Origin of the sequence: Streptomyces pseudovenezuelae, from assembly GCF_029892565.1 — a bacterium.
Classification (GTDB): Bacteria; Actinomycetota; Actinomycetes; order Streptomycetales; family Streptomycetaceae; genus Streptomyces; species Streptomyces pseudovenezuelae_A.
The window spans coordinates 295,482-310,089 of sequence record NZ_JARXVH010000012.1 but is presented as its reverse complement, the minus strand read 5'-3'; the positions used below and the strand labels follow the sequence as shown (position 1 = coordinate 310,089).

13 protein-coding genes are annotated in these 14,608 nt (G+C 70.6%); 10 read left to right on the top strand and 3 right to left on the bottom strand.

All coding sequences use genetic code 11. The features are described from left to right. The first annotated feature begins 185 nt into the window (after nucleotides 1-185). The 4 genes from M2283_RS33995 to M2283_RS33980 are packed head-to-tail and all read left to right on the top strand — an operon-like array spanning nucleotide 186 to nucleotide 3,748. Nucleotides 186-1,088: an ABC transporter ATP-binding protein gene (locus tag M2283_RS33995; protein ID WP_280880302.1), complete on the top strand. Its 903-nt coding sequence runs from the start codon at nucleotides 186-188 to the stop codon at nucleotides 1,086-1,088. Next, complete coding sequence (locus M2283_RS33990; RefSeq protein ID WP_280880301.1) at nucleotides 1,085-1,819, top strand: ABC transporter permease; 735 nt, start codon at nucleotides 1,085-1,087, stop codon at nucleotides 1,817-1,819. Before M2283_RS33995 ends, M2283_RS33990 begins: the two co-directional genes overlap by 4 nt. 26 nt (nucleotides 1,820-1,845) lie before the next feature. Beyond that, entirely contained in the window at nucleotides 1,846-3,111 is a 1,266-nt protein-coding gene (locus tag M2283_RS33985) for a sensor histidine kinase (RefSeq protein ID WP_280880300.1), read from the top strand. Beyond that, nucleotides 3,104-3,748 carry a response regulator transcription factor gene (locus tag M2283_RS33980; RefSeq protein ID WP_280880299.1) on the top strand — a complete coding sequence of 215 codons (645 nt, stop codon included), beginning with the start codon at nucleotides 3,104-3,106 and terminating at the stop codon, nucleotides 3,746-3,748. Before M2283_RS33985 ends, M2283_RS33980 begins: the two co-directional genes overlap by 8 nt. Here the strand turns inward: M2283_RS33980 and M2283_RS33975 are convergent, their stop codons facing one another. Together M2283_RS33975 and glgX are read right to left on the bottom strand one after the other, a co-directional pair. After that, complete coding sequence (locus M2283_RS33975; RefSeq protein WP_280880298.1) at nucleotides 3,749-5,164, bottom strand: sulfatase family protein; 1,416 nt, start codon at nucleotides 5,162-5,164, stop codon at nucleotides 3,749-3,751. It lies immediately after the preceding gene. 73 nt (nucleotides 5,165-5,237) lie between these two features. Beyond that, nucleotides 5,238-7,469, bottom strand: coding sequence for a glycogen debranching protein GlgX (glgX, locus tag M2283_RS33970; RefSeq protein ID WP_280880297.1), 2,232 nt, complete (start codon nucleotides 7,467-7,469; stop codon nucleotides 5,238-5,240). 151 nt (nucleotides 7,470-7,620) lie between these two features. Here glgX and M2283_RS33965 point away from each other — a divergent pair, with 151 nt between their 5' ends. From M2283_RS33965 to M2283_RS33940, 6 genes are all read left to right on the top strand, one after another. Then, nucleotides 7,621-8,853: a L,D-transpeptidase gene (locus M2283_RS33965; protein WP_280880296.1), complete on the top strand. Its 1,233-nt coding sequence runs from the start codon at nucleotides 7,621-7,623 to the stop codon at nucleotides 8,851-8,853. Between the two features lie 167 nt (nucleotides 8,854-9,020). Next, the gene (locus tag M2283_RS33960) at nucleotides 9,021-10,268 is read left to right on the top strand and encodes a L,D-transpeptidase (RefSeq protein ID WP_280880295.1); all 1,248 of its coding nucleotides are present in this window, start codon (nucleotides 9,021-9,023) and stop codon (nucleotides 10,266-10,268) included. Between the two features lie 79 nt (nucleotides 10,269-10,347). Beyond that, a complete protein-coding gene (locus tag M2283_RS33955) occupies nucleotides 10,348-11,115 on the top strand; it encodes an enoyl-CoA hydratase/isomerase family protein (RefSeq protein WP_280880294.1) in 768 nt (255 codons plus the stop codon). Nucleotides 11,116-11,272: 157 nt separating this feature from the next. Next, nucleotides 11,273-11,881, top strand: coding sequence for an ATP-binding protein (locus M2283_RS33950; protein ID WP_280880324.1), 609 nt, complete (start codon nucleotides 11,273-11,275; stop codon nucleotides 11,879-11,881). Between the two features lie 76 nt (nucleotides 11,882-11,957). Further along, entirely contained in the window at nucleotides 11,958-12,731 is a 774-nt protein-coding gene (locus M2283_RS33945; protein ID WP_280880293.1) for a polysaccharide deacetylase family protein, read from the top strand. Continuing rightward, nucleotides 12,731-13,924 carry a YncE family protein gene (locus M2283_RS33940; protein WP_280880292.1) on the top strand — a complete coding sequence of 398 codons (1,194 nt, stop codon included), beginning with the start codon at nucleotides 12,731-12,733 and terminating at the stop codon, nucleotides 13,922-13,924. The genes M2283_RS33945 and M2283_RS33940 overlap by 1 nt, the downstream gene beginning before the upstream one ends. A gap of 7 nt (nucleotides 13,925-13,931) precedes the next feature. Here M2283_RS33940 and M2283_RS33935 read toward each other — a convergent pair whose 3' ends face one another. Next, on the bottom strand, nucleotides 13,932-14,573 hold the full coding sequence (locus M2283_RS33935; RefSeq protein ID WP_280880291.1) for a GNAT family N-acetyltransferase: 642 nt from the start codon (nucleotides 14,571-14,573) through the stop codon (nucleotides 13,932-13,934). Nucleotides 14,574-14,608: the final 35 nt, after the last annotated feature.

Here is a 14,608-nt window from a genome sequence, read left to right as displayed (position 1 = left end):
CCCACCGAGTTTTGGCCGGACCCTGATCGGCCGCTGGACCTACGACCTGCGCGTTCGAGGAGTCGTACAAGACCGTCGGAGGCGGGGGAGGCGGCCGGGGGAGGCGGGCATCAACCGATCGGTTGATGCCCTTTCGAGCGCGACGGCCGATGTGGCGGACCCCCGCTCCCCGGGACGCTGATGCCATGCCCGTCATCGAAGTCACCGAACTGCGCAAGTCCTACGGAGGCCGGCCCGTCGTCGACGGCGTCTCCTTCGCCGTCGAGGAGGGCGAGATCTTCGGGATCCTCGGCCCCAACGGCGCCGGCAAGACCACCACCGTCGAGTGCGTCGAGGGACTGCGCGTCCCCGACGCCGGCCGAGTCCGCGTCACCGGCCTCGACCCCGTCGCCGACCACGAGCAGGTCGCACGCGTCCTCGGCGCCCAGCTCCAGGAGAGCGAGCTGCAGGCCAAGCTCACCGTCCGCGAGGCGCTGGAGCTGTACGCGTCCCTCTATCCGCACCCCGCCGACTGGAAGCCCCTGGCCGAACGCCTCGGGCTGACCGCCAGGCTCACCACCCGGTTCGGCAAGCTCTCCGGCGGCCAGAAGCAGCGCCTGTTCATCGCGCTCGCCCTCATCGGCAACCCCCGGATCGTCGTCCTCGACGAGCTGACCACCGGCCTGGACCCGCGCGCCCGGCGCGACACCTGGCAGCTCATCGAGGACGTGCGCGCGAGCGGGGTCACCGTCCTGCTCGTCACGCACTTCATGGAGGAGGCGCAGCGCCTCTGCGACCGGATCGCGGTGATCGACCAGGGGCGGGTGGCCGCCCTGGACACCCCCGACGGCCTGATCCGGCGTTCCGCGGGCTCTACCGTCATCAGCTTCACGCCCTCCGCGCCGCTGGAGGAGGGCGACCTGAACGCGCTGCCCGCGCTCGTCGCGGTCGAGTACAAGGACGGCCGGATCACGCTCTCCGGCACCGACGAGACCGTCAACGCGGTCATCACGCTCCTCGCCCGCAACCACATCACCGCCCACCAACTTCGCGTGTCCGACGCCACGTTGGACGACGCCTTCCTCGACCTGACGGAGGTCCCCGCATGAACACCGCCGTCCTGCGCACCGAGTTGCGCCTCTTCCGCCGCGAACCCGGCGCCCTCTTCTGGATCCTGTTCTTCCCGACCCTCCTCCTGGTGATCCTGGGTTCCATCCCGTCCTTCCGCCACCACCAGGCGGACCTCGGCGGCCTGCGCACGGTCGACGTGTACGTCCCGGTCGCCGTCCTGCTCGGCATGATCGTCGGCGCGCTCCAGTCGATGCCGCAGACCCTCACCGGCTACCGGGAGCGCGGCATCCTGCGCCGCATGTCCACCACACCGGTCCGCCCGACCGCCCTGCTCTCCGCGCAGATGCTGGTCTACGGCGGGGCGGCCCTGGTCTCGGCCCTGTGCGCGCTGATCGTGGGCCGGCTCGCCTTCGACGTACGGCTGCCCCAGCAGGCCTTCGGCTACCTCCTCGCCCTGGTTCTCGCGATCCTGGCCGCGCTCGCGCTGGGCGCGGTGGTCTCATCGCTGTCCCGGACGACGAAGATCGCGGGCGCGATCGGGTCGGCGGTGTTCTTCCCGATGATGTTCTGCGCGGGCGTGTGGATCCCGGTGCAGGCCATGCCGGACACGCTCGCCCGGGTCGTCGGCTACACGCCGTTCGGTGCCGCGGCCGAGGCTCTGAACCGGGCGGCGGCGGGGAACTGGCCGGGCTGGACGCACCTGGGCGTGCTGGTGGCCTGGACGGTGCTGCTCACGGCGGGTGCCTCCCGCTGGTTCCGCTGGGAGTAGGGGAGGCTGCCGTGCAGACTGGGGAGATGACCACGAGGGACCGGCAGATCGAGCGGCGCTGGGAGCAGCTGCACACGTGGGGGCCGTACGGGCTGCTCGCCCTCAGTGTCGTCCTCGCGGTCGCCGCCTCCGGTCTGAACGACCGCTCCGTCGACTGGTACCTCGGCTGGGCCCTGGTCGGCACCGCGGTCGTCCTCCAGCTGTGGTGGCACGGCACCCGTTCCCGCCGTCCGGGCCGTGGCCGGATCCCGTGCCGGACGGGGACGGCGTACTACGTCGTCCGCTGGGCCATCGCCTTCGTCCTCACCTGGATCAACCCGTTCTTCGCCTTCTACGCCGCCTCCGGCTACATGGACGCCGACGAGCTGATTCCGGGCAGGTCGTGGCAGCGGCTCGGACTGTTCGCGAGCGCGGTCACCGTGGCCGGTGCGCAGGCCGGCGGACTGCCGTTCGAGAGCGGGGTCCAGTGGATCCTCTTCCCCGCGCTCGTGTTCGCCAACTCCGGCCTGCAGATGGTGGTCGCCCATCTTCAGGAGCAGGAGACACAGCGCTCCCACGAGCGCACCGAGACCATCACCGAACTCGAACGCACCAACACCGCGCTCCAGCAGGCCCTCGACGAGAACGCCGCCCTGCACGCCCAACTCCTGCTCCAGGCAAGGGAAGCCGGGGTGGCCGACGAGCGCCGCCGGCTGGCAGCCGAGATCCACGACACCATCGCGCAGGGCCTGACCGGAATCATCGCCCAACTCCAAGTCGTGGCGAGCGCGCCCGACTTGACCACCGCCCGCACCCATCTCGACCGCGCCTCGACCCTCGCCCGGCACAGCCTGGGCGAGGCCCGCCGCTCCGTGCAGAACCTCGCGCCCATAGCGCTGGAGAACGACGGTCTGCCCGAGGCCCTGAAGAACACGGTCGCGGAGTGGGGTGAACGCACCGGCGTACGCGCCGAGTTCACCGTCACCGGCACCACCGAGCACCTCCACGACGAGGTCTCGGCGACCCTGCTGCGCATCGCCCAGGAGGCCCTGTCGAACGCGGCCCGGCACGCCCGGGCCACCCGCGTCGGCGTGACCCTCACCTTCCTGGGCTACGAGGTCATCCTCGACATCCGCGACGACGGCCAGGGCTTCGACCCGCTCGCCCTGCCCGAACGCACCCGCACCGGCGGCTTCGGCCTCGACGGCATGCGGGCCCGCGCCGAACGGATCGCCGGCACGCTCACGATCGAGACCGAGCCGGGACACGGCACGGCCCTCTCGGCTCGCGTACCGTTGGTCCGCCATGAGTGACGAGCTGCTGATCTCCCTTCTCATCGTCGACGACCATCCCGTCGTACGCGACGGTCTGCGCGGCATGTTCGAGTCCGCGCCCGGCTTCCGCGTCCTGGGCGAGGCGTCCAACGGCGTCGAGGCGGTCGAGCGGGCCGCCGCCCTCGACCCGGACGTCATCCTGATGGACCTGCGCATGCCGGGCGGCGCGGGAGTCGACGCCATCCGCGAGCTGACCCGCCGCGCCGCCCGCGCGAAGGTGCTGGTCCTGACGACGTACGACACGGACTCCGACACGCTGCCCGCGATCGAGGCGGGTGCGACCGGCTACCTCCTGAAGGACGCCCCGCGCGACGAGCTGTTCACGGCCGTCCGCGCGGCGGCGGAAGGCCGTACGGTCCTGTCGCCCGCCGTCGCCTCCCGCCTGGTCTCCGCGGTCCGCACCCCCAAGGCCCCCGGCAACGAGCCCCTCTCCACCCGCGAACGCGAGGTCCTCACCCTGGTCGCCAAGGGCACCTCCAACCGCGAGATCGCCCGCGAACTCTTCATCAGCGAGGCGACCGTGAAGACCCATCTCACCCACCTGTACGGCAAGTTGGGCGTCAAGGACCGCGCGGCGGCGGTGGCGACGGCGTACGAGCGGGGGATTCTCGGCTGACTAGGCGGCCGGGTACGGCAGCAGGCCGCTCGCGGTCCTCTCCCAGGCCGCCTTCAGCTCGGCGAGCAACTCCGGCTTGTCCGGCGCCAGATCGGCCTGTTCGCGGACGTCGGCGCCGAGGTCGTAGAGGTGGTCGTCGCCGTCGGAGTCCTGGTAGTACTTCCAATCGCCGCGCCGCAGCGCCCGGTTGGCCCGCACCCGCCAGAACAGGTCGCGCTCGGGCAGCTCCTCTCCCCTCAGCAGATAGCCCGCGAAGCTCGTGCCGTCGAGCGGATACGCGGGGTCGGGGCGGGCGCCGGCCAGCTCCAGGAAGGTCGCGGTCCAGTCGGGGGAGAAGTTCGGCTCGTGGCTGACCTGGTTGCCGTCGATCCGGTGCGGCCAGCGGACGATGGTGGGCACCCGGATACCGCCCTCCTGGAGCACGAACTTCTCGCCGCTCAACGGCCAGAGGTACGACCAGCGCTCACCGCCGTTGTCGCTGGCGAAGTACACCAGCGTGTTCTCCTCCTGCCCGGACCGGCGCAGCGCGGCGAGCACCTCACCCACGGCCGCGTCGAGGCTCTGCACCATCTCCGTGTACTTGGCGACCGACCCGCCGTCGTAGTGGTTGAGGGCGTCGCTGATCTCCAACTGGCTCTTGGCCGCCCGGATCTTCGCCGCGATCTCGGCGCCGGTCTCCTCGTCGCCCTCCGCGAGCCAAGGCCAGTGCGGGGTGGTGAAGTTGAGGTTCAGCAGCCACGGCCTGTCGTGGTCGCGGCCGACGTACTCCACCGCCCTCTCGGTCAGCACTCCCGTGTAGTAGCGCAGGTCCTGGTAGGTCGCGTCGCCCTCGTACAGGTCGTAGTCGCCGAGCTGGCCCAGCTTGGAGAAGTACTCCAGCACACCCCCGTGGTTGCCGAAGAACTCGTCCCAACCCGACTTCGTGGGGCTGTAGTCGGGCAGCCAGCCGCAGTGCCACTTGCCGATCAGGGCGGTGGAGTAGCCGGCCTTCTTCAACAGCGAGGCCAGGGTGGGGTGGTGGGGGTCGAGACCCTGCGTCCTGCTGGCGATCGGCTCGGCCAGCCCGCCCGGCGTCCGGCCCGGATAGCGCCCGGTGTACAGGCTGAACCGGGTCGGCGAGCAGGTCGCGGAGCCGGAGTAGGCGTCCGTGAACCGCACCCCCTGCCGGGCCAGCCGGTCCAGGTTCGGCGTCTTGATGTGCGGGGCGCCGTAGGAGGACAGGTCCGCCCAGCCGAGGTCGTCGCCGAGGATGACGAGGAGGTTGGGACGCTTGCCGGTGGCCCCGGGGCGGGCCTTGAACGGCCGTTCGGCGGGGGCGGCTTCAGCGGCTTCGGCGACGGTCGGCACACCGCCGACGGCGGTCACGGCACCGCCACCGACAAGACCACCGAAGGCACGACGGGATATCTGAGGCATGCGTTTCAGTCGATCAGCAGCCCCGGCCCTTGGCCAGGAATCCGGCCCGGAGTTCATGGGCCTGAAACGAACCTCACTCCACCCTCAGCAACAGCACGGCCCGCGCCGGCACCGTGATCGCCGACCCCGCCCGGTGCACCACCCCCGGCGCCTCCTCCTGCTCCTCCTTCGACGTGTCGACGACCACCTCGTACCGCTCCGCCCACGGCGACCCCGGCAGTACGAAGCTCACCGGGCGGTCGCCCGCGTGCAGGACGGCGAGGAAGCTGTCGTCGATGATCGGGTCGCCGCGTTCGTCGCGGCCGGGGATGTCGCGCCCGGAGAGGTACATGCCGAGGGTGGCGGCGGGGGCGTACCAGTCCCGTTCCGTCATCTCCGTGCCGCGGGCCGTGAACCAGGCCAGGTCGCGCAGGCCGTCCACGCCGTGGGCGCGGCCGGAGAAGAAGGCGCGGCGGCGCAGCACCGGGTGCCGGTGGCGCAGGTCGATCAGCCGGGCGGTGAGCCCGGACAGGGCCTTCCAGCCGGGGTCCTCCAGCAGGCTCCAGTCGACCCAACTGATCTCGTTGTCCTGGCAGTACGCGTTGTTGTTGCCCCGCTGCGTGCGCCCCAGTTCGTCGCCCGCGACCAGCATCGGCACGCCCGTCGACAGCAGCAGGGTGGTCAGCAGGTTCCGCAACTGCCGTCGCCGCAGCGCCAGTACGCGCTCGTCGGTGCTCTCGCCCTCGGTGCCGCAGTTCCACGAGCGGTTGTCGTCGGTGCCGTCCCGGTTGTTCTCGCCGTTCGCCTCGTTGTGCTTGCGCTCGTAGGAGACCAGGTCCCGCAGGGTGAAACCGTCGTGCGCGGTCACGAAGTTGACCGACGCGTACGGCCGCCGACCGCCCCACGCGTACAGGTCGCTGGAGCCCGACAGGCGGTAGCCGAGGTCCCGTACGTCGGGCAGCGCGCCGCGCCAGAAGTCCCGTACGGCGTTGCGGTAGCGGTCGTTCCACTCCGTCCACAGGGGCGGGAAGGCGCCCACCTGGTAGCCGCCCGACCCCACGTCCCACGGCTCGGCGATCAGCTTCACGCGCCGCAGCACCGGGTCCTGCGCGATGACCGCGAGGAACGGGGACAGCATGTCGACGTCGTGCATCGAGCGGGCCAGCGCCGCCGCGAGGTCGAAACGGAAGCCGTCCACGCCCATCTCGGTCACCCAGTAGCGCAGCGAGTCGGTGATCAGGCGCAGGACGTGCGGCTGGACGACGTGGAGGGTGTTGCCGCAGCCGGTGTAGTCGGCGTAGCGGCGGGCGTCGGACTGGAGGTGGTAGTAGCCGCGGTTGTCGATGCCCTTGAGGGAGAGGGTGGGGCCGTGTTCGCCCGCCTCGGCCGTGTGGTTGTAGACGACGTCGAGGATGACCTCGATGCCGGCCGCGTGCAGCGCGCGCACCATGCGCTTGAACTCGCCGACCTGCTGTCCCGTCGTACCGGAGGCGGCGTACCCGGCGTGCGGGGCGAAGTAGCCGATGGAGTTGTAGCCCCAGTAGTTCTTCAGGCCGCGCCGCAGCAGGTGATCCTCGTGCGCGAACTGGTGCACCGGCAGCAGCTCCACCGCCGTCACGCCCAGCTTCACCAAGTGCTCGATGGCTGCCGGGTGTGCCAACCCCGCGTACGTGCCGCGCAGTTCCTCCGGTATCTCCGGGTGCAGGGCCGTGAAGCCGCGCACGTGCAGTTCGTAGATGACCGAGTCGGCCCACGGGGTCTTGGGGCGGCGGTCGTCCTCCCACTCGTCGTCGTCGTGGACGACGACGCCCTTGGGGACGAACGGCGCCGAGTCGCGGTCGTCGCGGACGGTGTCGGCGACCTGCTGCTGCGGCCAGTCGCGGACATGCCCGTACACCTCCGGCGGCAGGCCGAAGTCGCCGTCCACCGCGCGCGCGTACGGGTCGAGCAGCAGCTTCGCCGGGTTCCAGCGACCGCCCGTCCACGGGTCCCAGCGGCCGTGCACCCGGTAGCCGTAGCGCTGTCCGGGCAGCACGCCCGGCACGAAGCCGTGCCAGATCTCGTGCGTCAGCTCGGTCAGCCGGGCCCGTGTCTCCTTGCCCCGCTCGTCGAACAGACACAGCTCGACCGCCTCCGCCCCGCCCGCCCACAGCGCGAAGTTGGTGCCCGCCACCCCGTCGGAGCCCACCCGGAACCGGGCCCCCAACGGCATCGACGCACCGGGCCGCACGGGCACGCCCGGCGTCCTGCGCCGGGACCCGTTCACCACGGCGGCCGGAGCGGCGAGCTCCGCCGCCACCGCCTCCCGCTCGGCTGCGCTGGACACCTGTCAGCCTCCCACGGCTCGTGGGACGACGGGGAAAGGAGCGTACGGCGTCCCGACCGGGCGCGTCCTTGCCTGTCGTCCTCCCCACTGTTCTGCCCAGAGCTTGCGTCGCACTCACGTTTCCCCGGGCGACCCCTGTCGTTGTCACGCCGTGAGGCACGTACACGGGCGCGCTCGGCGCGCGGGGGCCGCGCTGGCCGCCCTACTGACCTGGGCAGGGCTGCTGGCCGGAGCCGCCGGCTGCTCCTCGGACGCCGACGGCGGCATCGACATCGGCGGGGCCTTCGGCAAGGCACCCGCCCCGGAGGACGTCATCCGCATCTCCCCGGACGACGCGAGCAAGGGCGTGACGCCCGAGGAGACACTCCGGGTACGGGTGCCCAGCGGGCGTCTGGAGTCGGTGCGGGTCGTCGAGGCACAGGACGCGCAGGAGTCGGAGGTGGCCGGGCACATCTCCGACGACGGCCTGCGCTGGGAGCCCGACGAGCCGAAGCTCGCGCTGGCCGCCAAGTACACGGTCGACGCGGTGGCCCTGGACGGCCACGGCCGCCGCTCGGCCCGGCACACCACCTTCACGACGTACGTCCCCGACGAGCGCTTCATCGGGTACGTCACCCCCGAGAACCGCTCCACCGTCGGCACCGGCATGATCGTCTCCCTGGAGTTCAACCGGGAGATCGCCGACCGCGTCGCCGTCGAGCGCGCCGTCCACGTCACCTCCCGGCCGGCCGCCGAGATCCGCCCGCACTGGTTCGGCAGGGACCGCCTCGACTTCCGCCCCGAGAAGTACTGGAGGCCCGGCACCCGGGTCACCGTCTCCCTGCGGCTGCGCGACGTCGAGGGCGCGAGCGGGGTCTACGGGCTGCAGTACAAGACGTTCTCCTTCACCGTCGGCCGCAGCCAGGTCTCGCTGGTCGACGCGGCCCGGCACACCATGCAGGTGCGGCGGGACGGCGAACTGCTGGCCACCGTGCCCATCACGGCCGGGGCGCCGAGGACCACCACCTACAACGGGAAGATGGTGGTGACGGAGATGCTCGACGTGACCCGCATGAACAGCCGCACGGTCGGTTTCGGCGGTGAGTACGACATCCCCGACGTGCCGCACGCCATGCGTCTGACCGACTCCGGCACCTTCCTGCACGGCAACTACTGGGCGCCGAACGCCCCCGGCAAGGTCAATGTCAGCCACGGGTGCGTGGGGCTCAGGGACGTCAAGGGCGGCGGCTCCGACACCCCCGCGGGCTGGTTCTTCGACCGCAGCCTGATCGGGGACGTCGTCGAGGTCGTCCGCAGCAACGACAAAAAGGTCGCTCCCGACAACGGGCTCGGAGGGTGGAACATGGGTTGGAAGGAGTGGAAAGCGGGCAGTGCGGTGAAGTGACCCGGTGAGGGGCCGGGTCGGGGCGGAGTGGGCGAAGGCCGATGTTGCGACTGAACGGTGACCTTCGGCTCACAACTTCCCCAAAACCTTGCGGTTAATATGCGCCAATGTGCGCGTCGAACGCGCCGGGGTGCGGGCCTGACCAGGCCCGGCGAGGGGAGAACGAGTTGAACGTGCGGCCGATATCGGGGGCGTCGGTTGACGCACGCGAGCGTGGGAGCAGAAAACTGCCGGCACTGGTTCTGGGAGTGCTGCTGGTGACTCTCACCGCGTGTGGAGGGGGCGGCTCGGACTCCGGTTCCGGGTCGGGCGACAGCAAGGGGAAGGACGCGGCGAGTACCGCGGAGACCAAGCAGTCCGAGGCGGTCGTCGCCATCGCCCCCAAGGACGGCGCGAAGTCCGTCGACACCAACGGCGCTCTCAGGATCAGCGCCAGCAAGGGCACGTTGACGCAGGTCGAGGTCAAGGACGCCAAGGGCACCGCGGTGTCCGGGAAGATAGCCGCCGGTGGGGCGAGTTGGGCGCCGGCCACCCACCTGGCCGCGGCCACCAAGTACACGGTGCACGCGGTCGCCAAGGACGCCAAGGGCCGGGTCGCCGCCGAGGACTCCAGCTTCACCACGCTGACCCCGGCGAACACCTTCATCGGCAACTTCACTCCCGAGGACGGCTCCACGGTCGGCGTCGGGATGCCGTTCTCGATCCGCTTCACCCGGGGCATCACCAACCCGGAGGACGTGACGAAGGCGATCAGCATCACGACCGAGCCGGCCGTCGACGTCGAGGGCCACTGGTTCGGCAACGACCGCCTCGACTTCCGCCCGGAGAAGTACTGGAAGTCCGGTACGAAGGTCACCGTCAAGCTCGACCTCGACGGCGTCGAGGGCCGGTCGGGCGTCTACGGCAAGCAGGCCAAGACGGTCAAGTTCACCATCGGCCGCAACCAGGTCTCCGTCGTGGACGCCAAGAAGCACACGATGAAGGTCACCCAGGACGGCCGGACCGTCAAGACCATCCCGGTCACCACCGGCAAGCCCGGCTACGACACCTGGAACGGCCAGATGGTCATGAGCCAGAAGCTCGAAGTGACCCGGATGAACGGTGAGACGGTCGGCTACGGCGGCGAGTACGACATCAAGGACGTCCCGCACGCCACCCGCCTGACCGACTCCGGCACCTTCATCCACGGCAACTACTGGGGCGGCGGCGCCTTCGGCAACTACAACGCCAGCCACGGCTGCATCGGCCTCCAGGACGTCAAGGGCGGCTACAGCAAGACCGTGTCCGCCGCGTGGTTCTTCAACCACTCGATGATCGGTGACGTCGTGGTCGTGAAGAACTCCAACGACGCGACCGTGGCGGCCGACAACGGGCTCAACGGCTGGAACATGTCGTGGGCCAAGTGGAAGTCGTGACGGTCGGCTAGACCTGCGGGCCCGGTGCTGTGACTCACGGCACCGGGCCCGATGTCGTCCGCCCCTCTAACCTGCCTGCATGACCGTGAATCTCGAAGTCGCCGAGGGCGTCGGCACGATCCGTCTCGACCGCCCGCCGATGAACGCGCTGGACGTCGCCACGCAGGACCGGCTCAAGGAGCTGGCCGAGGAGGCGACCCGGCGCGAGGACGTACGGGCCGTGGTGATCTACGGCGGGGAGAAGGTGTTCGCGGCGGGCGCGGACATCAAGGAGATGCAGAACATGGACCACGCGGGGATGATCCTGCGCTCCCGCGCCCTGCAGGACTCGTTCACGGCGGTGGCCCGCATCCCCAAGCCGGTGGTCGCGGCCGTCACGGGGTACGCGCTGGGCGGCGGCTGCGAGCTCGCGCTCTGCGCGGACTTCCGGATCTGCGCCGACAACGCCAAGCTCGGCCAGCCCGAGATCCTGCTCGGCCTGATCCCGGGCGCGGGCGGCACCCAGCGGCTGGCCCGGCTGATCGGCCCGTCCAAGGCGAAGGACCTGATCTTCACGGGCCGGATGGTCAAGGCGGACGAGGCGTTGACGCTGGGTCTGGTGGACCGGGTGGTGCCGGCCGACGAGGTGTACGGCGCCGCGCACATGTGGGCGGCGAAGCTGGCGCAGGGGCCGGCGATCGCGCTGCGTGCCGCGAAGGAGTCGATCGACACCGGCCTGGAGACGGACATCGAGACCGGGCTCGCCGTCGAACGGAACTGGTTCGCGGGTCTGTTCGCCACGGAGGACCGTGAGCGGGGGATGCGGAGCTTCGTGGAGGAGGGTCCCGGCAAGGCAAAGTTCCTCTGAGCCCCTTGCAATTGACGCGGTGTCTGATTCGGGTCCCTCGATGGGGCGGTTTATGGGAGCCTTAAAGCAACCTTAAGTCTGTCTTGTCGAGGGAGTCCGTCGATTGCCTCCAGCAGAGCCTTCACCGCAGCTCAGACGGGCCGTCAGGACATCCGAACTGCCGCTGACATATGCCGAACGCCCCAATCGGAACGGTGGATTCCGGGGGGCGTATTCCAGCGGAACGGCCCCGGCGGGCGTGCCGGGCGGCCATGATGGGGGCATGGCGGGGCTGGAAGGCATGGAACAGCCGCGGGGAAACGGCCGTGCGACCGCGGCGCGTTGGTCGCCCGCGGTCGAGGACGAACGGGCGCTGAAGGCGCTGGAGTTGTTCGGAAACCCGACCGAGGCCGAGGTCCCGCTGCCGTCCCGCCCCGAGTCCGCCGCCACGGCCCGCCGCCTCACCCAGGTCATCGTCCTCCGGCACTGGGGCCTGACGCCGAAGATGACGGAAGACGCCGTCTTACTCGTCTCCGAACTCGTCGGCAACGCCGTCCGGCACACCGGCGCCCGAGTCTTCGGGCTCCGCATGCGCCGCCGCCGGGGCTGGATCCGCATCGAGGTCCGCGACCCGTCACGCGGGCTGCCGTGTCTGATGCCGGTCCAGGTGACCGACATAAGCGGCCGGGGCCTGTTCCTCGTCGACAAACTCTCGGACCGCTGGGGAGTCGACCTCCTGCCGCGCGGCAAGACGACATGGTTCGAGATGCGGGTCGCCGACAGGTGAGTACGGGTACGACTCGTAAAAGGTGCCAATCGGGTAAATAGGCGGTTTTTATGGCCGACCCCCCTTAAATGGTGCGGTGACCCCGACCAACCGCCGGACGGCGATCCGCGCCGGTCTTCTCGCCGCAGGCGCGTTCACCGCGGGCTGTGCCACGAGTGGTGCCGTCGCCCACCCCGCTCACCCCGCCCCCTCCGCGCACCCCACCTCCGCCGAGCCAGCGCGCGTCCCCGCCCCCCGCCACTACCCGGGCCAACCCGCACAGCTCACCCACGGCCCCCGCACCCACCCCCGCGTAGCCCTCACCTTCCACGGCCAGGGCGACCCCGCCATCGCCCGCAGCCTCCTCACCGAGGCCGAACGCCACGGCGCCCATGTCACCGTGCTGGCCGTCGGCACCTGGCTGGACGCCCACCCGGACCTGGCCCGCCGCATCCTCGACGGCGGCCACGACCTCGGCAACCACACCCAGCGCCACATCGACATCAACGCCATGTCGGAGGCCGACGCCCTCGCCGAGATCACCGGCTGCGCCGACCGCCTGAAGCGCCTCACCGGGTCGATCGGCACCTGGTTCCGCCCGTCGCGCGCACCCCGCGCCTCCCCGCTGGTCACCCGCCTCGCCGCCCGCGCCGGCTACCCGCACGTCCTGTCCTACGACGTCGACTCCCTCGACTACACGCGGCCCGGCGCAGCCGCCGTCACCCGCCAGGTCCTCGGCGAGGTCCGCGCAGGATCCGTGGTGAGCCTGCACTTCGGCTACCCGGACACGGTCGCCGCCCTCCCCGCCGTACTGGAAGAACTCGACCGCCGCGGCCTGACCGCGGTGACCACGACGGAGCTGTTCAGCTGATGCACCGCACCCCCGGCACTTCCCTCACCCGCGCCCTTCTCGTGGGCGCCGCGCTCGCCGGCCTCGCCGCCTGCGGCACCGGCACCCGCGCCCACGAGAACGAGGCCCTCGGCACCAAGGCCGCCGTCCCGCCCGCCCGGGCGGAGAAGAAGGCCGTCGTTCAGGGCCTGCCCGGCATGCCGCCGGTCCTCGACCCGAAGGACGTCTACGCGGCCGACCGCCCCAACAAGCTCTCCCCGGTGGTCAAGGACTTCCCGTCCCGCGTCTACGTCCCCAACACCAACTCCAACACCGTCTCGGTCATCGACCCCAAGACGTACAAGGTGATCGAGACCATCCCGGTCGGCGCGCAGCCCCAACACGTCGTGCCCTCCTGGGACATGAAGACGCTGTGGGTCAACAACGACCGGGGCAACACCCTCACCCCCATCGACCCCATGACCGGGAAGGCCGGCAGGACGGTCGACGTGCACGACCCGTACAACCTCTACTTCACGCCCAACGGCAGGTACGCGATCGTCATGGCCTCCCTCGACCGCGAACTCGTCTTCCGCGACGCGCACACCATGAAGCGCATGAAGACCGTCCCGGTCAGCTGCTACGGCGTCAACCACGCCGACTTCTCCCTGGACGGCCGCTACTTCATCGTCTCCTGCGAGTTCAGCGGCGAACTGCTCAAGGTCGACACCGAGAAGATGAAGGTCGTCGGACAACAGAAGCTCCCGTACGACGGCGCGATGCCGCAGGACGTCAAGATCTCCCCGGACGGCAGGAAGTTCTACATCGCCGACATGATGGCCGACGGCATGTGGGTCCTGGACGGCGAGAAGTTCGGCAAGCCGTCCTTCCTGCGCACCGGCAAGGGCTGCCACGGCCTCTACGTCAGCCGGGACTCGCGCGAGATGTACATCTCCAACCGCGGCGAAGGCACCATCTCCATCTTCGACTTCACCGAGGACAGGCTCACCAAGAAGTGGCACCTGCCCGACGGCGGCAGCCCCGACATGGGCGGCGTCTCGGCCGACGGCAAGGTCCTGTGGCTGTCGGGTCGTTACAACTCCGAGGTGTACGCCGTCGACACCCGCACCGGCTCCCAGCTGGCCCGCGTCAAGGTCGGCAGCGGCCCGCACGGCCTCGCCGTCTACCCGCAGCCGGGCCGCTACTCACTCGGCCACACCGGCGTCTTCCGCTAGGACAGGGTCAGTTGCGCGGGGCGCGCAGCAGCAGCGCCTCCGCGCCGACCGGCACATAGCCGGCCGCCAGGAACGCCCGCATGCTGCGGGCGTTCCCCGGTGCGACCTGCGCCCACAGCGGCTCCGTGACGAGATGGCGGGCGGCGGTCACCAACTGCCGCCCCAGCCCCCGGTGTCGTACGTCCTGGGCCACCTCGACGGAGACCTCCGGCCGGCCCGCGATCCCGCGCCCCATGACCAGCACCCCGCCCTCCGCGGTCCATGCGCGCACGTCGTCGCGCCGGCCGCGGGCGTACACGATGCGTGGATGGTCGCCGTCCGTGATCTCCGTCAGCGCGAGCGGCGGTTCGCCCGGCAGTGGTGCGCCGACCAGCATCGCGTCGATGGTCTCGGCCGTACGGCCCGTCCGCTCCAGAAGGGCGGTCAGGAAGCGCGGGTTCATGGGCGCCGCCAGCGCGTCGCAGTCCACGGGGGCCAAGGTGTCGTGGACCCATCGCGGGTCCTCGTCCGTGAAGACGACGGCGTGCGCGGTGAAGGCGAGGACGCCCGCGTCCCGGTCGGACACCTGCGGCACGACGGTCGCACCGCCGTCCGCCGGCGGGAAGACACCACGGGCCGCCGCGTCGAGAATGTCCCGCAACGTCTCCATCACCGTGCTCCTTGAGTCTCCACCCACTGGAAGGC